At 53.6% G+C, this 23,076-nt stretch carries 16 protein-coding genes; 12 read left to right on the forward strand and 4 right to left on the reverse strand.

Translation table 11 applies throughout. The features are described from left to right. Positions 1-8 precede the first annotated feature (8 nt). Complete coding sequence (locus G7009_RS17535; RefSeq protein WP_258197968.1) at positions 9-5,189, forward strand: conjugal transfer protein TraG N-terminal domain-containing protein; 5,181 nt, start codon at positions 9-11, stop codon at positions 5,187-5,189. A 176-nt stretch (positions 5,190-5,365) separates the two neighbouring features. On the opposite strand, the gene G7009_RS17540 is transcribed toward G7009_RS17535, so the two are convergent. The 3 genes from G7009_RS17540 to G7009_RS17550 form a co-directional block, all read right to left on the reverse strand. Further along, the gene (locus tag G7009_RS17540; protein WP_256213733.1) at positions 5,366-5,986 is read right to left on the reverse strand and encodes a thiol:disulfide interchange protein DsbA/DsbL; all 621 of its coding nucleotides are present in this window, start codon (positions 5,984-5,986) and stop codon (positions 5,366-5,368) included. Continuing rightward, positions 5,892-7,526 carry a GspE/PulE family protein gene (locus tag G7009_RS17545; RefSeq protein WP_060514582.1) on the reverse strand — a complete coding sequence of 545 codons (1,635 nt, stop codon included), beginning with the start codon at positions 7,524-7,526 and terminating at the stop codon, positions 5,892-5,894. Before G7009_RS17545 ends, G7009_RS17540 begins: the two co-directional genes overlap by 95 nt. Before the next feature lie 288 nt (positions 7,527-7,814). After that, positions 7,815-8,246, reverse strand: coding sequence for a lytic transglycosylase domain-containing protein (locus G7009_RS17550; protein ID WP_181131293.1), 432 nt, complete (start codon positions 8,244-8,246; stop codon positions 7,815-7,817). 48 nt (positions 8,247-8,294) lie between these two features. On the opposite strand from G7009_RS17550, the gene G7009_RS17555 reads away from it, so the two are divergent. From G7009_RS17555 to G7009_RS17600, 10 genes are all read left to right on the forward strand, one after another. Further along, complete coding sequence (locus G7009_RS17555) at positions 8,295-9,257, forward strand: tetratricopeptide repeat protein (protein WP_181131294.1); 963 nt, start codon at positions 8,295-8,297, stop codon at positions 9,255-9,257. 659 nt (positions 9,258-9,916) lie between these two features. Then, entirely contained in the window at positions 9,917-10,333 is a 417-nt protein-coding gene (locus G7009_RS17560; protein WP_060514586.1) for a hypothetical protein, read from the forward strand. Further along, positions 10,330-11,517, forward strand: coding sequence for a hypothetical protein (locus tag G7009_RS17565; protein ID WP_082425728.1), 1,188 nt, complete (start codon positions 10,330-10,332; stop codon positions 11,515-11,517). Before G7009_RS17560 ends, G7009_RS17565 begins: the two co-directional genes overlap by 4 nt. A gap of 64 nt (positions 11,518-11,581) precedes the next feature. Further along, positions 11,582-13,213 carry a conjugal transfer protein TraN gene (locus G7009_RS17570; protein WP_258197969.1) on the forward strand — a complete coding sequence of 544 codons (1,632 nt, stop codon included), beginning with the start codon at positions 11,582-11,584 and terminating at the stop codon, positions 13,211-13,213. A gap of 263 nt (positions 13,214-13,476) precedes the next feature. Beyond that, a complete protein-coding gene (locus G7009_RS17575) occupies positions 13,477-13,941 on the forward strand; it encodes an outer membrane lipoprotein (protein ID WP_060514587.1) in 465 nt (154 codons plus the stop codon). Between the two features lie 143 nt (positions 13,942-14,084). Next, positions 14,085-16,016 carry a helicase-related protein gene (locus G7009_RS17580; RefSeq protein WP_181131295.1) on the forward strand — a complete coding sequence of 644 codons (1,932 nt, stop codon included), beginning with the start codon at positions 14,085-14,087 and terminating at the stop codon, positions 16,014-16,016. Positions 16,017-16,032: 16 nt separating this feature from the next. Continuing rightward, positions 16,033-16,674 carry a hypothetical protein gene (locus tag G7009_RS17585; protein ID WP_181131296.1) on the forward strand — a complete coding sequence of 214 codons (642 nt, stop codon included), beginning with the start codon at positions 16,033-16,035 and terminating at the stop codon, positions 16,672-16,674. A 79-nt stretch (positions 16,675-16,753) separates the two neighbouring features. Next, entirely contained in the window at positions 16,754-18,496 is a 1,743-nt protein-coding gene (locus G7009_RS17590) for a VWA domain-containing protein (RefSeq protein WP_181131297.1), read from the forward strand. Between the two features lie 119 nt (positions 18,497-18,615). After that, positions 18,616-19,680, forward strand: coding sequence for an AAA family ATPase (locus tag G7009_RS17595; RefSeq protein ID WP_060514613.1), 1,065 nt, complete (start codon positions 18,616-18,618; stop codon positions 19,678-19,680). A 115-nt stretch (positions 19,681-19,795) separates the two neighbouring features. Continuing rightward, complete coding sequence (locus tag G7009_RS17600) at positions 19,796-20,917, forward strand: DUF3150 domain-containing protein (RefSeq protein WP_181131298.1); 1,122 nt, start codon at positions 19,796-19,798, stop codon at positions 20,915-20,917. A gap of 48 nt (positions 20,918-20,965) precedes the next feature. On the opposite strand, the gene G7009_RS17605 is transcribed toward G7009_RS17600, so the two are convergent. Continuing rightward, a complete protein-coding gene (locus G7009_RS17605; protein ID WP_256213738.1) occupies positions 20,966-21,661 on the reverse strand; it encodes an XRE family transcriptional regulator in 696 nt (231 codons plus the stop codon). A gap of 288 nt (positions 21,662-21,949) precedes the next feature. On the opposite strand from G7009_RS17605, the gene G7009_RS17610 reads away from it, so the two are divergent. Then, positions 21,950-22,939 (forward strand): hypothetical protein, encoded by a 990-nt coding sequence (locus G7009_RS17610; protein WP_258197970.1) that lies wholly within the window; start codon positions 21,950-21,952, stop codon positions 22,937-22,939. Positions 22,940-23,076: the final 137 nt, after the last annotated feature.

The raw sequence follows: 23,076 nt of genomic DNA on the forward strand, positions 1-23,076 counted from the left end.
AATAAACTATGGACTTCACTGTATATGTACTTGGTGATGTTTCGACCTTCTATAATACGCTTAATAGCGTAGCGATGGTGTTCAACGCTAAGGGATTCATGACTGGCGTGTACCTGGTAGGTGGGTTCGTTGCGTTGATCTCGGGAATTATGTTCGTCATCCAAAAGGGTGCATCTGAACAGTTCATCCCTGCTAACGGTCCTGTAGGTGGTCTATTTGGCTTCGCTATGATGGTTGCCTGTTGCACCATTAAGGCCGATGTCAAGATCGAAGACATCTACACAGGGACGGTGAACAAGGTCGACAACGTCCCCCTCGTACTTGCCGCCCCGGCCAGCTTATTCACGACGACTATGTACGGTCTGTTTGAAAAGATTACCACGGCATACCAAAGTACTTCTGGCAGTTACATGGCCGTAACTCAGAACGGCTTTGTAACGCCATTGAAACTGCTCCTCACTCTGCGTAAAGGGGTGGAGAATGTTGATCCCTATCTTGTTGCCAGTCTCAAACAATATGTGATCGACTGCGTTCCAGGCTCTACGACGTTCAGCATCGCGGATTTTCAGAAATCTACGAACATAGTGTCTTACGTTTTAGGTCATTCCCGCGGCACAGGTCTTACAACCTACTGGGATAACGTGAACATTAGCGGCTTAGCGCTTTCGTGCCAGGAGGCACAAACGAGGCTTGACGGCCGAGTTGGTTCTTTCCCTTCCTCTGATGCCGCCAAGAAAATGATCAATGCGGGCATGAAGGACAAAAGTCCTTCAGGTAGCGCTTACACGCCAGATGATGTCAGTGCCGCCATCACTAACTTGGTGCCTTCGCTGTGGTCATCAGCACAAAGCGCTGATGATTTCATGGTCAACGCATTCTTCTTTAACTCTATAGTTGGCACATATAACTGTCTCGACAGCGTTGCGGATCAAAATAGCTTCAACCTCTGCATGTCCTCCCTTACCCAGCAAGACGAGCAGTTCCGTTCCGACGCAGCAGCATCTGGAAGCTTCTTTGCTAAAATCATGATGCCGACGATGGTCTTTCTTCAGATCCTTTTCTTCGGCTTCGCCCCAATCGTCATCATTTACAGCCTATTCAAAGGTGCTGGATCTTTGATGATGTATGTGAAATTCCTTGGTTTTGGCATCTGGACAACTTCGTGGTTACCATTCTCCGCAGTAATTCAGATGTACATACAAAACGATGTCGCTGAAAAGCTGACTGAGTTCACCGAGAAAGGGTTGGTGCCGAGCAACTTGAAGGCCGTATATTACGATGTCCTGGCAACTAGGCTCGGTATTGCATCGGACATGCTTGCCGCAACCCCACTCATTTCGGCAGCAATGCTTGGGCTAACTGCTTACGGTATGGTGAGTCTTGCAAGTCGCTGGTCAGGACGTGACCACAATGACGAAAAGCTCCAGTCACCTGATCTCGTAAAGAACGGGGCACATGTCGATGTTGCAAGTCGCAACCAATACCAGTCCGAACATTCTGGCAGCATCAATAATGGGCTTTCGCTGAATGGCGCCAACTGGAACTCTGCGGATCTGAAAAATACTCTAAGCACTTCTACCCAGAGTGCCTTCGGTTCTGACCATTCGAAGCGCAGCGAGAGCTCCTCAGCAGTGGAGGCATCTCTCCGTCAGATGTCCTCGTACAAATCCGGTGATAGCTGGACAGATCAACGTATGCAGTCGCTTGATCGGCAGCATAGTAGTATCTCCCAACAGGCGATGAAACTGGGCGATAGCATTGGCCAGGCCTTGGGCTTCACTGGCAAAGAGATGAACTCGTTCAAAGAGGCGTTCGACGCTAAAGTTGGCTTCAGCGGCATTTTTGGAGGTGTTTCTGCCGGCATCCAGAACGCCACTGGTAAGGATATGACCAAGTCTCAGGCCTCAACGATAGCATCCCAATTTGGTACGGAGATCTCCAAAAATGAAAGCGACATGTCCGGGTGGAAGGCCTCGGTTGCTGACACGTTCTCTCATAGCACCGGTAGAGAAGCCGCAACTGAAAACGCACTCGGTCGTCGTCTGAGTGCAACAACCGCTGACACCCAGTCGTCGTTCAATCGCTTCCAGCAAGCGACCTCAGCGGAAGCCGGCGTTTCCGCAAACGCGAAGATCAGTGAGGAGACCACCGGTGGGAATCTCACACGTTCGCAGCAGGGTATGCAGGCCCTCAATCAGGCCATCGCGGGTCTCAGTGATTCTCAGCGCAGTGAGTTCAACAAAAAATTCCCCGAGCTAGAAACTCGATACGCCCAACAGTCCACCGGAATGGTTGGGGCACGTGAGTCCGCTCAGCTGTGGGCTCTGAAGTCGATTGGGGCGGACACCGAGTTCGCTAACGTCATTTCGGCTATGACGGGCAACGTTGTGGGCGGTCCGAGCGAAGGTGATGCGAGTAAATTTAAGGGCGTAGGGGGCAAAGCGGCCCAGATCAGTGACAACCCAGCCGGTCAGGTTTCTCGTGCAAATATTGGCAATCCGTCGATGAATGTTTCTGGCGTTGATGCAAACCAGGTCGGGCCAACAGGTGCTCCACAGCCACAGGAGTTGAGAGAGGTCGCATCAGGAATGGATCCTTACCGTTCTTACGAAGACCGCGAGACATATGTGTCGTCACAACTGCCAAGTAGCCGTCCTAAAGCACAAGAACAGATGCGAGCAGGGAAAACCGCACTCGAAAATTCAGACACCACGCTTTCCCCTGAGCAGATCCGCGACACCATGTCGACCAAGCCAATCACAAACACGATGATTGGTGCAGGTCAGGCTGAACAGCAATGGGAGCAAGAGAACCCTAAAACTGCGATGGCCGTTACGGCAGCGACAATGTTTGTGCCAGGCGCAGGGTGGGGTAACGCTGCCCTCAAAGGCGCGCAAGCTGGTAGGGCTGTGATGGCAGCAAGAGGCGCAGAGGCAGCACTTAAGACCGCGGAAGCTGGTACAGAGGTTGCGCAGGCTGCACGCGTCGCCAACGCTGCTGGCCATGAGATACCGGCACTTCTCCGTAACCGAGGTCAGGCCTCGCGAGTGGTGAATGGTGAACATGTGGCAGAAGCTGCAGAAACTGCGAAAGTCGCCTCGGCAACTGCGAAGACAGCCGTTCGGGAGGCCGCAGCCGCCACCAAGCTCGCCGGCAACGTTTCGGTCGTCCCAGGGATGATGATCGCTTCCGACCACATGGCTGACAACTACAACGCTGATGTGGCCGCGAACGGCAAGCCTGAACGCTATGAGCCCGGCTCAAGTGTGCGCTCGATGCTCCAGAGTGATGGCGCAACAGCAGGCGCTCAAGCACAGAGTGGTCAGCCGCTAGTTACTCCAATGCCGGCGCCCGCCGATGCTCTTGCTCCACTGGGCGGACACGCAGGCAACTTGATGGCCGCCCCGGGCGAAAATACGCAAGCTGCAGCTCATGGCCAGCCACTGGTCACACCGATGAAAGCGAACGCTGAAGCGCCTGCACCTGCACCTGCACCTGCACCTGCACCTATTCGACAGCACGCGACTCCTGCGCAGAGCAATCAGCCTGTAACAGCGGCAGCACTGACCGGCGCCGAGGCACACGCACCGATCCACCAGGATGCCGCACCTGCTCAAGTCAACCAGCCCGTGGCAGCGGCAGCGCTGACCGGCGCCGAGACACATGCACCGATCCGCCAGGATGCTGCACCTGCTCAGGCCAGCCAGCCCGTCGCGGCCGCAGCGCTGACTGGCGCCGAGACACAAGCACCGATCCGCCAGGATGCTGCACCTGCTCAGGCCAACCAACCCGCTGCAGCGGCAGCCCTGACCGGCGCCGAGACACAAGCACCGATCCGCCAGGATGCTGCACCTGCTCAGGCCCGCCTGCCCGTCGCGGCCGCAGCGCTGACCGGCGCCGAGACACAAGCACCGATCCGCCAGGATGCTGCACCTGCTCAGGCCAGCCTGCCCGTCGCGGCCGCAGCGCTGACCGGCACCGAGACACAAGCACCGATCCGCCAGGATGCTGCACCTGCTCAGGCCAGCCAGCCCGTCGCGGCCGCAGCGCTGACCGGCGCCGAGACACAAGCACCGATCCGTCAGGATGCTGCGCCTGCTCAAGCCAGCCAGCCCGTGCCGGCCGGAGCGCTGACCGGCGCCGAGACACAAGCACCGATCCGCCAGGATGCTGCACCTGCTCAGGCCAACCAACCCGTCGCGGCCGCAGCCCTGACCGACGCCCAGGCACACGCACCGATCCGTCAGGATGCTGCGCCTGCTCAAGCCAGCCAGCCCGTGGCGGCCGGAGCGCTGACCGGCGCCGAGACACATGCACCGATACGCCAGGATGCTGCACCTACTCAGGCCAACCAGACCGCTGCAGCGGCAGCCCTGACCGAAGCCCAGGCACCGGCACCGATCCGTCAGGATGCTGCACCCGCTCAAGCCAGCCAGCACGTGGCGGCCGCAGCGCTTACCGGCGCCGAGGCACACGCACCGATCCGCCGGGATGCTGCACCTGTACAAGCCAGCCAGCCCGGGGCAGCGGCAACGCTGTCCGGGGACCAGGTACACGCACCGATCCGCCAGGATGCTGCACCTTTTCAAGCCAGCAAGCTCGCCGCGGCCTCAGCGCTGACTGGCGCCGAGACACATGCACCGATCCGCCAGGACGCTGCACCTTTTCAAGTCAGCCAGCCCGAGGCGGCCGCAGCGCTTACCGGAGCCGAGGCACAGGCGCCGACCGGGGGCCACGCCGGGGAGCTAAGAGCGGGGATAGGTGAGGGACTCATGACAGCGGGGGCTAATCAGAACCTAATGGAGCCCATTGAACTCGGGGCCACCTCAGTTCATACCGGACAACTCCATGTTGGATCGCAACCAGCCCTCGCCGAGTCTCATACAGAACAAGCTGGTGAAATGATGACGGCATCGGGTGCTGGTTTGATGAGCGCGGGTGAGCAATCGCATGCTAGCGCTGGACTCTCAGCAGGTGAGCCACAACTGTCCAGCTCAGACAATGGGTCTGGTAGCCCATACGGAGATGGCATGATGGGGGCTGCGGATGCTTACGAGTCGCCATTCAGTGGAGGAGGGAAGCCAGCCCCCGTTACGAGAGTAATGACCCTGGAAAAAACCGTTGTGAACCCGGAAGACAAGGGTGACGACGACGCCAAGCCGCCGACGACTAGAGGGGGCAAAAGCTAACCTCATAGGATTAAAGAAAGCCCGACTATACGTCGGGCTTTTTTGTGAAACACTGCCTGCATTCGGACTAGACAGATCTTCTCTGTAGCGGGGCACCCAGACACCCTAGCCGCATAAATGCAAAACCCCCGTTTAAACGGGGGTTCGTGCTATGACAGAGCAAACCGTGGACTGGGCTATTGCTCCTGCATCACCTTAGAAATCATGCCGTTTGCCAAATTCATGTAGAGCGCACTATCACCGGATACATCGTCAGGTGTGATCACATACTTCCCACTGATGACCATGGAAGGTGTGGCATCGACGCCATATGTGAGGAGCTTGGCAAAAGCCTTCTCCAGCCGTTGCTGAGTGACGTTGAGCCAGGCATCGTTGAATCCCCGGACGTTTGCGATCGCTACAGCTTTCGACCAGGTATCAGGGCTCTCCATCGTCATGCCATTCTGCTGGATCAACGTATAGGCCGCAGACATGAAGGCATCAAGGCGGGCTGGATCTGCGTCCTGGACAGCAAAGAATGCACGAGCAGCAATGTAATTGCCTTTGTCGGGCACCGCTACTGGAAGGAACTCTGCGGACCAGCCAGGCGGCATTGTTTTGGCCCACCGAGCAAAGGTCTGATCGTACGAAGCACAGACGGGACACGCAAAGGAAAAGAAAACGATGACCTTGTGACTGTCTTCTGCCTGGGCCGCAACCTCTCTATACGGCAGCGACGGCAACGCCTCCTGCGCTAAGGAGAGAATTGGAGTTGCCAGCAGGGCTGCCATAGCCATCCGCGAAATAAACTTCTTCATATAAACGATCCTTGCTGATCAGGTTCTGCTCGATGAGCATGTCGAAGATTGACTCTTGATTTCGTTCTGTGCGCCACAGCTCGACCGTGTCGTTCAGTGCCTTGAAGTTGATTTTTCGGGCCGCGGCCAACTCAGTTAGAAATTCCACTGCCCCCTCTGTGAAACCAAGGGCATTCACTACGTCATCTTGTGACACTAGCGCTAGATCAATGAGAGCTTGCCCGAACTTTTTCACTTTGCCTTCAATAGTGCAACGTAACTGTAGTTCAGCGGCCTGATTTGCTTGCGTAAAGGTAATAAGACCCTGAGCGATTAGAACATCACCGATGCGCCTGACAGTTGGCTTTACGGAATCATCTTTAATTAGCGACCGTACCCGTGCCATGGTGGTTATACCGTCAGTCACCATCCGCACAGCGGATTGGCCAAGAGTGTCGAATTGGGTTTGCCGAGCAGCAGCGTTCAGGATTGTCATCTCGCCACCGCCACCGATTATTGCTGTACGTACAGATTTGTCAGATCTGATTAGTTCAATGATTGGGCACTTACCTGAGAACGATTCTTTCGATGGTGCAAAGGGTACCTTGCCGGTGATAGCTGGCAGCCCGTTTTTCCTCAGCCACATACGCTCTACATCATTAATGGGCACCCATTCGTGATCGATATCAGACCGCAGAGTCTGAACTAGTCGCTGAGCAATCACGCCAATGAGTACAGAAGCAAGTGTTTGGGCATCAACCCCAAGATCAATGATGCGAGGGACGGCTTGAGCTGCACTATTGGAGTGCAATGTGGCGAAGACCAGGTGACCCGTGTTCGCTGCCTGAATGGCAATTTGCGCCGTTTCCTGGTCACGAATTTCCCCGATCAGAATTACGTCAGGATCCTGACGCAGCAGGGCGCGTAGACCCAGCGCGAAACTGAGCTGGGGCGTAACGTTGATTTGGACAAAGCCCTTAACTACATACTCCACCGGATGCTCAATCGTACAAATATTGAGCGTTCCGTCATTGATGGCATTGAGTGCTGCGTACAGGGTCGTTGTTTTACCTGAGCCCGTTGGGCCGGTGACAAGGATCAGCCCTTGAGGTTCGTTGATCATCTCGCGGAACGCGTGCTCAACCAAAGGCGGCATTCGGATTCGTTCAAGATTCATCGATGCGTTCTGCTGGTCGAGCAACCGGCATACGATCTTTTGTCCGTTGTGACTCGGTACCAAGCTCACACGGACTTCCAACTCCAACCCTGGGTATCTCAATCCGATCCGGCCATCGAGGGGGATTTGATGCTGCGAAAGGTCCATGGTGGCCCGCGATCGAATTTTCGTATCGATCATTTTGCCCATAGCTGGCTCTATGGTTTCAAAGTGTCTCAGCTTACCGTCTTCCCTGAGTTGGATGTGCACGTCACCTTGAACCCATTGAAAATGAATATCCGGAATCTTATTTTGGGCGGCCATCCGGAACAAGTCGTTCAAATATGTGGCCGCAGGTTTATCTGCCGGAGAGTTGTAAATAAAAAGATCTGGTTCCCTTGCCACAGTAAGCTCCTATTACGCCTGGCTGTTAGTGCAGTTGAGCTCTGGTCCGTAGAACAAACGAGAGATGAAACTTTGCACGGATTTATCAGCTGAAACGCTCCAAATCAGCAAGTCAATCCTAGAATCCGTGCTGAGGTAGTTCGTGCCCGCCCAACGGACTGCGTCAAACACTACTCGGACCGGTAAAGCGCCACGCTCGACGCGTTCACACGGTTCCTCCGGGGATACCGTGTACAAAATCCAACCAAATAGTAGAACAGCAAAAAAACTGCTGAATAGCTGCTTCATTTACAAACCGCCATAGGTATTCATTACCTTCTGAATATATATCCGCTGACTTTCCGCATTAGGGCTGTTGTATGCACCCACAGCCTTCCAAACGGGACCGTGAGAGGCAATGTTGCTCGCCAAGATCCAAGCTCCAACATTCGCGCTAACACAACGATCTAGAAGCTCTTTCTCACCAATGCCAAATTGCGAAAGCTTCGGGAGCCACGATGAGTTGATCTGCATCAAGCCAATATCCCAGGTGCCATCGCTGTTTTTTGGGCTCACTACGTCTGGTTTGCCCGGCCGGTTCTCGGTGACCTGGATGGCGCGAAGTAGCTTCTCGCTAACCCTATAGCGCTCAGCTGCCTCGGCGAAGCAGTCCGCGTGTCCTGCAGTGGGATACCCGGTCAATGCACCTACCAGGAGAAAAGGAAGGGATAGTTTTTTCATGCGCTAAAGAATACATTACGCGTACCAATAAACAAGGTGTATCAGAAAATGCCTTTACTGAATCGACTGCCGGCTTTGTTGGCTTTCCCGTTAGCGTTCGCGAGCCTCACCTGTGCTGCAGGCAGCGCCCCAGACACGTCCGCAGCTGCTTACTTCAGCAACGAAGCAGCAGCAGGGGGCACCGGCCTTCCAGACATCTCAACTGCCATGAAGGGGCTACTTACAACCGCGCGGGAGGGTGGCAACGTACTTCGGACCTGGGCTGCCTACAAAGCAGGGGACAAAGCTGCGCTGCCGAAGCTGTTTGAACTCGCTCAGGGGGGGAATAGCCGAGCACAGAATGTGGTGGGCTATCTCTTGGATCACGGGGAAGGCGTTAAACAGGACAGCACAGCGGCGGCGGCATATTTCTCTGCCGCAAGTGCAGACTACCCCCTTGCTCGGTACAACTTGGCTGTCCTCACTTTGCTTGGCCGCGGGGTGGCGAAAGATGAGGTCAAGGCTATGGAAATGTTCGAATCTTCCATGAAGGACGCCTCGGTCGATCTTGCAGCGGTTCGCCTCTCACTCTATTACCTCAACAAGGGCGACCATGACAGGGCCTGGACGTGGGCAAACGAAGGTGCAAACCGCGGCAACGTCACGGCCTACTATCTGCTTGGGCGGATGCTCTACGAAAGCGGGGGATACCAAGAAGCGTACAACTGGTTGACGAAAGCAGCGCAGGCAAGTGAGCCCAATGCCCCAGCCATCCTCTCGGCCATGTACCGAAATGGCCACGGCATGGATCAGAACGCGAAGATGGCGGCATCATGGTGGCTGATATACGTCGGTCTTAACAAAGGGAAGCCTGGAATGAACTCATCTGGCTTATCGTCATTCGGGCTCACGGCAAAAGAGCAAAGCGACGCAACAAGCTTCGCAACCAACTGGCTTTCGACACACAAACACATGAAGCGTCCTGACTACGATGCCACACTTCTCCAGGCCAACAGAACTGATAAATCCTGAGTCCAGACGTACAGCGCCGCGGATAGCAACGCCGCCCCAAGCACTGGCCATGAGATCAGCGCCAGCCGCCAGTCAGCCCTTGATGGCCAGCAGTGCAGGATTGTTGAACCTGCAAGAGCCCACCCCACGAGGTCCTCCATTGCCAGTTCGCCAGCATGGTTTGATGTTCGCCAAATGGCGACCGCGTAAAGGGCGGGTAAAGCTACCAAGGGTGCGAGGGCGGTTGCCCAAGCATTCGCCCATGTCAGGCGCTCGAACTCCACTGACCCGAGGATAATGTGATTTCCCTCTCGCCTGGGTATCAGGGACATCCGGACTGGCTTTGCCCTCGTGAAGAACCCGACTGTGAGATGCAATGCCTCATGGCACGCGACACCGATAAATCTGAGTAGTGATACTACCAGCCAGTGTGATGGCAGTGCTCTCAATAGAACTGCCATCGCAAGCATCGGCGCCAGATAGCCTGAGGGGCTCGCTAGAAACCATTTCTCTGCGTCTCTATAGATCTCGACCATTGCTTCCATCTCGGAAAAATTATTCATATGCATCGATTGAAGGTCAGCAATCGCTAGCAGAAGGCGCAAATCTATCAGATTGCATTCCCAGACCAAGCTGATTACAGTTACGTGTAAAATACTGTCAGTATCCGGGAAGCTGAAATGCATTTCAAAGCCAAACTGTTGTCCCTGTGTACAACCATCATCGTCCTCGCCACTGCCTCTGCCACGGCGCAGGCCCAGACCTCAAAAGAAATTCTGATTGAAACGGTCAAATCTGGGCATGCGTCAGCAGAGCTAACCGGTGACCAGGCTGACGTGTGGATGGCTACATCAAAATCTCGCGAACCGATCATGGTTGAGGCAAAGGTCGTTGAACAGCTCCAACAACCAGGCTGTGCACGTGTGGCAATTCAGTACACACAGCAGATGGTACCTAAGGTCAACGGCGGTTCCGGCCCTCTTGAGGTCGGTTGGGGCATGAACGTTTGCGAGGACGGATCTCCACCGGCGGATCCTAGCCTGTTTACTCAGGATGCTAGTTCGCCAACCAAGGTCAACGAGGTCCAATCCCAATGAAACTAAGAGCCAATGGCCTGCTGACCTTGGCCGCAATGCTGCTGTTGTCGAGCACTGCTGTGGCTGATCCACACTCTGAGGGGACTGCACTCGGCAAGTCGAACCTCAGTAAACTTTCCTCTAATGTGACTTCCTCCAATGCAAAGGCGATGCCGTTTTATACCGATACGCCATCGCAGTCTTCGCAATTTGGCAACTCATCACTCTTCAACGTCGGCACCTCACGGATTAACACCTGCAAGACAGAGGCCGATGGTCCCGACCAAATCGCCAACCAAGAATGCGATGCAGTCAACTTCCTTGCTAAGAACCCGTACGAGCGTGTAAAAGTTGATGTAGATGAGAACGACCCTATCATAAGCGGCATCGGGGAAATCATTAATAACGCTAAACCCGGAGACATTACCGAAAACTGCGGTACAAAAACCACTACAACCCCTGACATTTACTCGACCGAGGTCTGCAACGAGTACAACCTCAGCGAAAACAACAGTTGCACAATGGGGCAGGTAGTTAATGTCGACACAAAAGCCAACTTCCAATGCAACAAAACATACAATTCTCTTGAAAACGTAACCTGCGATAAGTTTCTTGCCATTGTATGCGAACCCCCAGTGGCCGGGTGCGATAATGGCGGGATTATTCCCGGAACCACCCAGGCAGACATGTATACAAGCTGGTCCCTGGCCAATGCAGCTTCTGGTACTTATGCGCTCCAATTTGGCTCCATCGGCGACAACTACTGGAGCGAAGGCCTTTACGACCGCTCATTGCAATTTTCCATTAAAGACCCGGCATTGATCACTGATTTTGTCCTAGCATCTGTTGCTTATGATGACTATATCCTAATAAAGATAAATGGTCATACCGTGTTTAGTGGCCCATTTGGTGGTGCAACACTTGATTGGATTTTAACTACTTGCAACAAAGGCCGAGCCTGCTATCGCGTTGATGTGGGTGATGGTGTATTGCGCGATCCTGAAAGAGGTGAAAGCAACGAGACCCGGCCTAACATTGATCTAAGGCCCTATTTGGTCGCAGGCAACAACATCTTAGAAACCAGAACAGCGGTTGGCGGCTCAGGGGAAACTTACATTACGATGAATGCGCGAATGGTTTGCCCAGGCGCTTGCACTGAAACATGGACGGACCAATGCAGTTCACTTCAGGCTAGATCTCAGTGATAGAACTTGTAAATGACCAAACTGACCAACCAACCATAATACTGCTCTGATTTGGCGGATAGGGATGTTAAAATTAACAGAAATACTTCGAACAACTGCAGCGCACGGACTGTTAGCGCTGAAGTCAGCCTTTTGTGTTATAGCTATTTTCTTTGCTATATCCGCAACTGTGTATGCGGCAGATTGCCGGATCACAGGCCAAGCATGCGTTGAAGGGCCTGAGACCCGTAATATTGCCGGCAATATGATCTATAAAGAGTGCTGGCGCTACCGATCTACTTATGAGTGCATCAAGCCTGATTCTGTTGATTATTGTGCTGCGATTTCAAAGGTAGCGGGCTGTTATCAAACGTCGACCTCATGCATTTCAACAGCCTGGAATGGTACGTGCCTGGTTGAGCAGCGAACCTATCGTTGCGATAACCCTGCAACTCCGAAACCATCGGACACTGTCCAGCTGGACGATACCCATACGATCATCCGAGACGAACTTGATACCAGTCAGTGCAATCCTCTCGCCACAAATCCGTTGTGCTACAAAGCAGCGCACACCTGCGTCGAAGGGCCTGAAACCCGTGTAATCAACGGACTGCCAGTCTATAAGGCATGCTGGAAATACAAAGACGACTACTCCTGCATCAATCCGAACAAAGAGAATGACTGCCAGCAGTTCGAGGACAAGGGGTGCAAAAAAATCGACCAGACCTGTATCGAGAGCACCGACCCGATCGGGTGTGTCATGTCTCAGGTGACCTATAGTTGCATCACAAAAAAAGGCGAGACCACGACCACAGAGGACTGCAGCACAAAGGTCTCCTGTTACGAGGGAGTCTGCTGGGATACAAGTTACCCTTCGGATAGTGATTTCGCCAAAGCTGTTGCAGCTAAAGAAGCTGCCCGAGAAGCTGGGGTGTACGGTTCGGACGGGGAGTTGTTCGGTGGTGAAGATGAGTCCTGCCGGAAAGGCTACGGCGGTATCAAGAACTGCTGTGGTAAGAGCAGCGGCGCTGAAACAAACTACTCCATTATGGGGCAAGCCGTTTCTACAGTAGGAGGCGGCCTAGCTAGTTACGGCTCGAAGTATATGTACGATTTCGCGTACAACAACGTAGAGTGGGTTAAACAAGGCGCGTCTGCATTGGGTGCCGCTGCACCATCTGCACCAACACTCAGCTTCAGTGTTTACGGATTGAGTTATGCAGTTGGCGGTACTATCCCAGCTACCGGCATGCTTGGCGGCCCCGTGTACGGCCTTGGCGGCGGGTTCTATTTTGATCCATACAGTTTTGCGGCTGCTGTGGCAATTCAAGTGGTGATGGAGCTTAAGTCATGTGAACCAGAGGAACAGCAACTGGGCATGCACCGCGGCGCAAATCTTTGCCACTTCGTCGGCAGCTACTGCTCCAAGAAAGTCTTCGGCGCGTGCCTGGAAACCACCCAAGCGTACTGTTGTTACAACTCTGTGCTTGCGAAGATAATCAACGAGCAGGGCAAACCGCAAATAGGGAAGGGATGGGGCACGGCCGAAAGCCCTAGTTGTGGTGGCTTTACGGTTGAAGAGTTCCAGCGAATTGACTTCTCAGCACTCGATCTATCTGAGTTTGTAACTGACATCATGAACGCGACCGTCCTTCCTGAAGTCAAGAATATTCAAGAAGATATCTCGAAGAAGGCTGGTGACAATACATACAACTAATTGAAGCTCTTTCTAAGCTCCGCCCAGGCGGAGCTTTTTTTGGGTCGCGCTCCCGTGCCAACCATAATTGTGTGCATTTAAATTGAGAGCAAAGGGCATAAGAGATGATCAACACGGTTCCATAAACGTAGGGTTGATTATTTTCAGTCGCTTACAAGCGCGTGTTGCACATACCGAGAGTGTACAGATAACCAAAACCTCACGGCCAATGCCGTCTCTCTAATTCGCCCTACAAAAGCGAAACACTCTCAAGGATGCTAAATATGAAAAAATTCATCGCGACTGTGCTGATCGTTACTACTGCTGCAATGTCTGGATGCGCATCGAACATGACGAGCCGGGATTACTCGCAGTCAACTGCCATGCAGAAAATGAAGGTTGAACTGGGAGTCGTCGACTCTGTTCGTGATGTCAAAATCAATGGGAAGCCTTCGCCGATCGGTGGCATGGCAGGTGGTGCCCTGGGCGCTATCGCCGGCAGCAATGGCGGTGGTGGTCTGGGACAACTGGCCGTCATGGTTGTCGCTGGTGCCGTTGGCGCTGCTATTGGTGCTGCGGTCGACAAAAAGGCCCACGATGCTGATGGGATCGAGATCACCGTTAAAATGACCAGTGACGGCAGCTTGCAGGCGGTCACCCAGGCCAAAGACGCAGCTGAAACCTTCTCTCCTGGTGATTCGGTTCGCTTGATCACGGGCCATAACGGCGACTCTCGGGTCAGCCACTGAATGTTCCGCACAGCCCTAGACGACATCCATCGTCTAGGGCTTTTTTGTGCCTATCCTGGACCTAGGGGAGCGCTTTTTGATACTCATGGGTTATAGTTACGCGTGACTATCCATATTCGATCATAAGCTCATGAAATCTGATTATGCATGACATAGGCCGACTCACACGCCTGGGATTCACATCGCTGCCCGAGTGCCTTTTGACGGTGCCGAAGGAATACAGGGATTTTCATGACCCCATTGAGGTGCTCCCCCTGCCCGACACTGGGCTTGCCTCGTACATGTCGCTGACCTTGATCGAGCGAGTTATCTATGACCGTGCCGGCGCTGCTCTGCATGAGGTCAAGGGGGCGTTCCGCGGATTCGTCAAATTGGTCGACGGGCGGGGTCAGCGCTTGCACATCAACTTGATTGGTAAGCCTTCGATCGAACCCTGGATGGGGTACGAATTTGGCGCCACTGTGCACACCTACGGCGAGGTGGTCACCTATGAGGGCCGACTCTCAATGTCCAACCCAATGGTCATACCCTCTTCGATGATTGGACGTGTGATGCCCGTCTACCAGGGAAAGCAGAATCAGGTGAGTGCTGAGGTTCTTGGTGAAGCTATCACTGCGGCTATGGCACACATCAACGAGGCAGCCTGCCTACTTCTAGAACAGGCACTCATGCACGAAGATGACTTTCGGAAGCTGACAGGCCTTGTCGACCCTGCTGATTTGCTGCGTAACCTGCACACCCCTCTGTCAGTGCGGGAGGGAGAGGAGGCGGTGAGGATTGCCAAGGCCGTATGCATACAGGCGCTTGTTAATCGCGTTGAGGCACATCGCAACCGACCAGCAGTCAAAGGTGCCCTCCTGCGAATCGACCGAGCCCAAGTTGCTGACCTAATCAAGCGTGCTCCTTTCTCTCCGTCCGCCGATCAGCTTCAAGCCATCGACGAGATCGTGTCAGACCTCAGGTCGCCATATCCGATGCAGCGCATCCTGTCGGGCGATGTCAGCACGGGCAAGTCATTCACTTTCATGGTTCCAGCTGCGGCAAGCTACCTCGCGGGGGCAAAGGTTGCGATTATCGCGCCCGGACAAATCTTGGCGCAGCAACTGGCGGCCGAGTTGAGCAGCCTCTTTTACGAGATCCCGGTTGTCACTGTTGTTGGTCCGATTGGAAAGGCCCACATTGACCTGACTGCCGGAATCGTGGTCGGCACAACTGCAGTTCTTTCAGCCGCCAAAAAGGCAGGGATAGTCTTCGACCTGGTCATCGCTGACGAGCAACAACGCTTCTCTGTGGCCCAGCGGAGTCAACTCATCGCGGCCCACACCAACTACCTTGAAGCAACTGCAACCGCGATTCCCCGAACTGTCGCGCTGGTTAAGCTCGGTGGGCTTCCGATCTCAATCCTGAGAACTACGCCGGTACCGAGGGAAATCGTCACCAGGATCATCACCCACAACGCCAGGCAGAAGCTGCATGAACTGGTGATGCAGATCATCAAGCAAGGTGGGCAGGTCGCATTCATCTACCCAGTCGTCAATGGTGAGGCTGACACTCGCAACGCTGTGGAGAACGCCTACGAACGATTCAGGAAAATCCTTGGTGACGATGCCGCGATGATTCATGGTGGGCTGCCAGAGACAGCCAAAGCTGACATCATAGACAGGATGAAAGCCAAGCAGATCAAACTGTTAGTCGCCTCAACGGTGATTGAGGTAGGGGTAACCTTTCCGGGCCTGACCCTGCTGATTGCAGTTAACCCGGAGCACTTCGGCGTCGCACAGTTGCACCAGCTTCGCGGCCGAGTGGCTCGTAAAGGTGGCCGAGGCTACTTCATCATGTATCTTCCCAACCCCATCAAACAATCAGCCTCATCTCGCTTGCGGTTGTTGACGGAGTGCAATGACGGGTTTGTGCTGGCGGAAATGGATGCAGAAAGTCGCGGCTATGGTGATCTGAGCCAAGATGGTGAAACGCAGTCTGGTGCAACGCGTGCCCTGTTCTGGGGCTTGCGGCTCAGCAACAGTGACATAACGTTTGGTGCAGTAAAAGCGGGCCTCATTCCGGGTCAGCAATAGGATAGGGGGTGACAAATTGGCCGCGAAATCAACACCGCTCGCTGTCAAGGTAGCGATTTACCAGCGACTGCTCTCCGGGGACATAGCCCGCGACGTCGGCCGCATGTATGTCATCAGTCTGCCTACCATCTGGAAGTATGCTAATGACGCTGTTGCGGAGCTGCGCCTGCTTCAGGCCGTGGAGAGCTCTCCCATTCTCGTTGGCTTCTTGAGTCGCACCGTCAAGATCCAATGCTTCCAGTACGTGGATGACGAGGCAGTACGAGACCTGATGGCACCGATTTTGGAGCCCTACCTCGGCCAGGCAGAGAAAATCAACTTCGCAAGCCGTGAGAGTGCTGATCAGCCATTGTCGACTAGGGTGAGTCGTACAACAGAGGAAGATTTCCAGGCGATCGTTGCTGAGATGTCGCAATCATCCCACCCAGGCCTCACATCGTCAGCGCTTTTGCGTGACATCGTTGAGGAATACGTGGCCCGCTACAAAGCCAAAGACCGGACCTTACAGCCGAGTTTCGACCATCATTCACAGACGCCGGCGCCAGCAGTGCTAGCAGCGCCTACCCTCGACGGATTGGCACTCATGAAGGACCTCCAGGGCGCACTTCGCGAACAGTTGCAAAAGCATGGCATCGAGCTGCCATTAGCCGAAGATTGATCTTCTAGTCACGTGTCGAGCATTCCCCTCTGTAAGGCGTAGGCATAGCCGATGCCGTCATTCGAAAAAGGGGAAATCCATGACTCTCGTTCAAGCGCAGCTTCCTGCAACGTCCAACGTCTCGATGCGTCACATTTACCTCTACACCCATCTGCTGATCGCGGAAGCGAACAAGCTGGGTCGGCGGGTACGTGTCATCTGGGCGAATATCACAACTGCTTCAATTGGCCCGGATCATAAGGCAGCTGGTGGGTTGCTCCTTACCTTGCCGTTGACCGCAGCCATGGGTACTGATGAAGATCTAGAACTTATCCAAGGTCTACTCGATCATGAAATCCTGTGCCATGGCCTTCACACCGACTTCTCCGTTGTGATGAAACCGGATATCTCTGGAACGTTGCAGAACGTCCTGGAAGATCCACGCGGCGAGCTGTTGGCAAAGCCGCGATTCCGTGGAGCCAACAACAACATACACAACACCTTAAAAATCCTGGTGAAAAGAGGGACTTTTCATGGCCCAGTCGCAGGTCAGGAAACACCTCAGTCCATTTTGGTCTCCTGGTTGGTCACTGAGCTTCGTAGTGAGCTTCTTGAGCAAACCTGCCTAAAGGATTTCGCTATTGAGTATCGCGCCCTGGCTGTTGCAACATTCGGTGCGCCTCTGGTTGAGCAAGTAAAGGCAATTGCTATAAAGGGCTGCAATGCACCAGATACTCAGGGTGCGGATAATGCCGCTAACGAAATTGTCGAGCTGCTCAAATTAACGAAGGACCAACAACAGAGTGCACCGCAACCAGGATCTGATAACCAGTCCGAACCACAAGGAGAACCCGGCTCACCAGCAAAATCAGGTAGTAATGGACAACCGTCCAAAGCTGGAGATATCTCCGACGCAATCAATCATGTACTTAACGCGAGTCAGAGTGATTGTGGAAGCTATGCAAAAGGCTTGGAAGATGTCATCTGCTCTAGTCTGCCTGGAGTCGGCCAGAATCGGTCGGGGGGCTATCAACCAGATGCTTCAAACGAGATGCAGGAATTGAGTCTTTCTAAGGCTGGAGGCTCATTTGAAAATCGAAGCCTTCTTCGGGCTGGCGCTCAGAAGACTGCTGCGATGCTGTCAGTAACTTTTGAAGATCTCATTGAAACAATCACACAAAACGAGGTATGGGCTGCAAGTGAAGGGCGACTCAACACCCGGAAACTATGGCGAACCGCTGTAGGTGATGATTTAATATTCACTAAAAGAAAGTTGGCAGAGGAGATTGATACTTGTTTTTACCTGTTAGGTGACGAAAGTTCATCCATGGGTAATAAGTTCGGCTCGATCCCTGAAAAGAATGAGAGCGAAAATAGGATAACTGCACAGGAAGCTTGCAACCGTGTTTCGGTTGCAGTTGGTGAGGTGTTGAACAATTCGTCCATCCCTTTTGGAATTGCTACGTACAACACGGTGGTACGGGAATGGCACGCATTTGAAGAAAGCTGGGCCGGCACGTTGCAGCGGTACAAGCCAATTCCCAAAAGTGGAACGAAAACCCACCTTGCAGTGGTTTGGGCGCTCAAGAAACTCATCGATCGACCGGAAGCTCGACGAATCCTGATTGTGGTCACTGATGGGGATCCTGGGAACAGCGACGTGCTGCGCTCAGCCGTTGAGGAGGCTGCATTGATGGGGATCGAGGTACGCTTCGTCCTGATCGGTGATGATCATGTTAAACGCTATCTGGATGCAGGCATGGCCTGCGGGGTAGCAAAATCTGATACCGACCTTGCGACAGCTGTCTTTGCAGCACTGAAGCAGGGATTGTATAGAGCCTAAACGAAAGACCAGCCGGACTCCTTGGAGTCCGGTTTTTTTATGCTTCTACTAGCGTGTTAGGCATCCCTCTGTACCAGGCCTTCGCAAGAGGCCATCCATTGCCTACTGGGGATTCGACCATGACTGCTTTTCACTCCATCAATGACCCACAACTCAACGCTGTAATCGACACCCTCAATCCGATAGAGGTTCGTTTAGCACCACAGGTTTTCGGTACAACAGCACCATTTTTTGATGGTATGCAAACCAAAATCTTTGCTAAGACCCCCTTCACGCCAAAAGTCGTTCCTTACAGCTTCGACGAAGAACTGCTCACGCGGTTGATCCTCTGGGCCGCTTCAGCAGGGCTTCCACAGGACTTTTTCAAGGCTTCCATCAAGAAAGCGACCTATATCTATGGACCAACCGGCGCCGGTAAAACCACGTTGGTGGAGGCCTTTGCATCCCGTACGGGCAGATCGGTCTTCACCGTCCAGTGTTCCGAAGAAACGACGATCTCTGACCTCTTTGGGAGCTGGAAATTGTGCGGGCCTGAGGGTATGAAATGGATCTACGGAAAAGTGTGTAAATGGGCTAAAACTCCGAATTCCATCCTGCTCCTGGATGAGTTCGATCAGCTGCCGCCGCAGATTCAAATGGGTCTCAACGGCATCCTTGACGGGAAGCCAATTGTCCTCGATCAGACTGGTGAGGTGATTCAGATCTCTCCGGGCTGCTTGATCGCGGCAACCGGCAATACGAATGGCAACGGGTCAGCCGGCGGTAAAGGGGGCAGCGCTTCCGGTTACAGGGGCACCAAGAGGATGAACATCGCCACAATGGACCGCTTCAACGTCATGTACTGCACCTACATGGAGGAAAGCCGCGAGGCCAAACTCATTGTTGAGCAAACTGGCACCCCAGAGGTAATCGCGAATGCGATGGCTACCCTGGCCAGCAAGATCAGAGCCAACTTTATTGCGCTCACGGAGGATGCCGGCGCCGGCGGTATGGCCTTTAACTTCACGATCACCACTCGGAATGTACTGAATTGGGCCATGAACTACAGGCTGCTCATGCAAATGGGGAAAACCACTGAAGAAAGCCAGAAAATGGCACTCCGAGTGACTGTTCTTGACTTCGCTCAACATGATGAGGCTGCGTCGATCTTGGCGGCTTGGTCCACCGTTGTCGGAACTGTCTAACGCTCCACCAAACCCCGGCTCGCCGGGGTTTTTTCGTTTATGGGTGCCTGTGAGGCATCTCCTGTCACTGGGTCTTTCGCAAGGGACCCGTTCTTTCAATTTCAGGAGAGCCACCATGAGCACGACCAATCAAACCGATGACTTGGGCATCAGCATCCTTCAGGACGTGGTGCTTTTTGACTACATCATTGGAGGTAGCACCGGTGAGAAGACAGTTGATGGGGACGATTTCATTCGTGAGGTTGGACGTATGCTGCCATCAGGGTCCTTCGCTTGGGTGAACAAGTACCGATCGGAGGCAAAGCGGGAGATCCTGAAAGTAGGGGTCTCACGAAAAGTAAACAACCGAATTCGCGGATACTTCGTTCCTACTCAACACGCCCAAGAGCTTGCAAAGGTTCTCAACGCGATCAAAGAAAAGTATCTAGCGGAGAAAGCAACTTTCCTCAAGGCTCTTCCAAAACTTGTGGAGGATTGGGCTGAGTCTCCAGCTAACTCTGTTGCAACGCAAGGCGGCAAATCTCGTGCGGACTTGATCCGTCAGCATGCTCCACAGGTCTCTGTACTGGAGAGACTGCTAACTTTCGACACTTCGGCTATTCGCATCAGTAACACCAGCTACTTTGGTGAAGGCGATGCGCTTCAAAAGGAGGTCAAAGGGTTGGTCGGGCAGGCAGCTTTAGAGATTGCCGAGGACGTAAATCGCTCTTGGACTCGTAAGGGCAACGGTAAAACCACTTCAAGAATCTTGGGGCTGATCCGTCGGGTTCAGGACAAGGCTGAAGCCATGAGCGTGCTTTCAAGTAAATTTTCCAACTTGGAGAAAATGTGCGCGTCGGTTTTGTCTGCTGTACCTACCGGTCCTAGCATTGAAGGAGTTGCATACATTCAAGTATCTAGCTTGCTGTCATTCTGCATGGATCCTGAAAAAATCCTTGGAGAACACGCCACCGAGTTTGATCCGTTGACTGTAGAAACTGCCGATTTAGCGCCACCACATTCTGAAACAAACGTTTTCTTCAGTACATCAACATCTGAAGGTATTCCGTCTGAGGCAGATCAAAATGAGGTGACTATCGTTCCTGAGGTCTCTGTGGTCCCGCCACTTCCAGCTGCCCGCAAAACAGAAGAGAATCTTTTCTTTGAGACTGCACCTGAAAAACCCATGGTAGAGCCGGAAAAGGCCGAACCATCAGAAACAACGTCGCAGCCACCAGCGGCTACGTTCATTTTCTAACCTCCAAAAAACCCCGGTCAATGACCGGGGTTTCTTTATTTCTGGAATTTATGCAGAAGGTGGGGCTTGAATACCAGGTAGCTCAATTTCTGCCTTAGCCAACAACTGGCGTCCAGAGAGCTGCTCATAGAGCAACACCATGGTCATGCGAACAGAGAGAGGGGTTTGCTCCCATTCTTCCTTCTTCGGGATGTAACCAGCCCAGGTAGGATCGCTACCCATCTTCTCAATTGACAGCCAGAGTTGCTCATCAAGATCTTTCTTGTAAACAAAATCCTCTGGCGTGAAGAAATCAGCCAGGTTGTAAACCTGAATGAGGGGGAGGCCAAGGAAGTCAGCTACCAGTTGCAGCTTTTCCTTACCGAGCGATCGTATCTGCCGATTCCCGTTAGCCAGGGAGTTCCAGTATATGACCGTGATACCCATGACATCTGCAATTTCACGATCAGGTAGCCCACGATCAACGATAACCTTCTTGATCATCTTGACGAGGCGGGAGCCTGGCATAGTGTTCCGAGTCTTGATGGCTGCAACTGCCTTATCTTCTGGTGCTGCTGTTTTGGCCTTTGCAGATGCACGAGCTCTCGTAGGCGCAGCGGCAGATTGATTGGCTTGCGTTTTTGCAGCAGATTTTTTAGCTACCGGCTTCGCCGCAGCATTAGCAGGTGGCTTTGCCGGTGCTTTGGCGGGCGCAGACCGCCGTCCTGTCGATTCATTTGCGGTCTTGTCGCTAGCTTTGGGCATTGTGCGGCTCCAGTTTGGTCGCGGCGTCTAACACGATTCAGGACGCTCTCTAAACAAATAAAGCAGAGAAATCCAGTATAAATTGAAAAAAGATTCTACACAGTTAACAACAAGATTCAAATCTCTTGTTCCGGTGGAAAAAGAGACTTTTTGGCTCGATTTCTCCCCCATGACCGTAGCTCTCTGACCGCGGCGGGCACCATGAGTGCAATATGATTCACCTTGTATTATTGGTACGTGTTGCGTATTCTTTAGAAAACCAAGCCATTCAACGTATCGAGGTACTCAATGCTGCCCCAGGACGCAAAGCGGAAGCCTGACTCCTATTCGTATCCAAACGGGATGCTCAACTCTGGCTACATCGCCGGCGTCCTGCGGTTGAATGATCCGGTCAACGGAATCTGCTACATCCAGCAGACCCGGTCGGAAAACCACATGCTCCCTGTCCACTACGATCCCAAAAAGTCGCCTATTCCTAAGGACATCAAGGAGTGGGACCTCATCATGGCATTCGTGCACACCGACGGCGCCATTCAGGGGGATGACCGTATCGCCCGGGTGAAGAGCATCCGTTTCGAAGCCCCAAACCTGATGCACCTCGGTGGGCGTTTTCGAGACGACTTCATGCGGAAATGGGATGCTGTTGTGCATGCCGCCGCAAAGGACTCCGGCACCCCGGATTCTGTAGCACAGCTGGAGAAACAGCCCGGCTCCGGCACTGAAGACCGTCGCGATTCGTTCGATTGGAAAGCGATGGAGCTCAACAAGAACGCCTCGAACCAGATCCGTATCGCTGGCTTCATTCAGGCAAAGTCACTGGAGCGCAACCGTAAACACCCAGTAGACGGCACGCCGATCAACGACCGCCTGGTCGTGCTAATTCGGCAATCGAAAGACACCGATGCCTGCATCCCTGTTCGGTGGTATGGCCGTAACCTGCAACCACTGTCCGAGAAACTCGCCCGCGGAATGCCCATCATCGTCAACGGCGAATTCCGAATGGACGTCAAGGCCATTTCCCTGCCGGACGAGCAAACCGGGGTCGCCGCTGTGTCCAAGTTGCCCTTCATTCAAGCCAAAGACATGCCTGGCCCAGTGACCCCGGACTCGGGCCACATCAAGATCGTACCTGGCTGGGCCGCAGAACTTTTCAAGGGCCACGGCACCCAGGCGCCTCAGCCGAAACCTGATTCCGAGCGCAGCGCAATGTTCGCCTCGGCCTTTGGTTCCGGCTCGGCGAGCAAGCCTGCAACCCCAGATGAGCAGCAGGGCGCATAGGCCGCGGCTGCTTCTCCTCGTTTCGCGAAGCCATCGAGATCCAGCACTGGAGTCGGTGGCTTTTTTGTTTCTCGCGCAGCAGCTGTCCAGTCATGCCGGCTACTGCACGAGAAATGTAATTCTGCATTAGAAGGCTA

Origin of the sequence: Pseudomonas capeferrum, from assembly GCF_013523055.1 — a bacterium.
GTDB classification, from domain to species: Bacteria; Pseudomonadota; Gammaproteobacteria; order Pseudomonadales; family Pseudomonadaceae; genus Aquipseudomonas; species Aquipseudomonas capeferrum_A.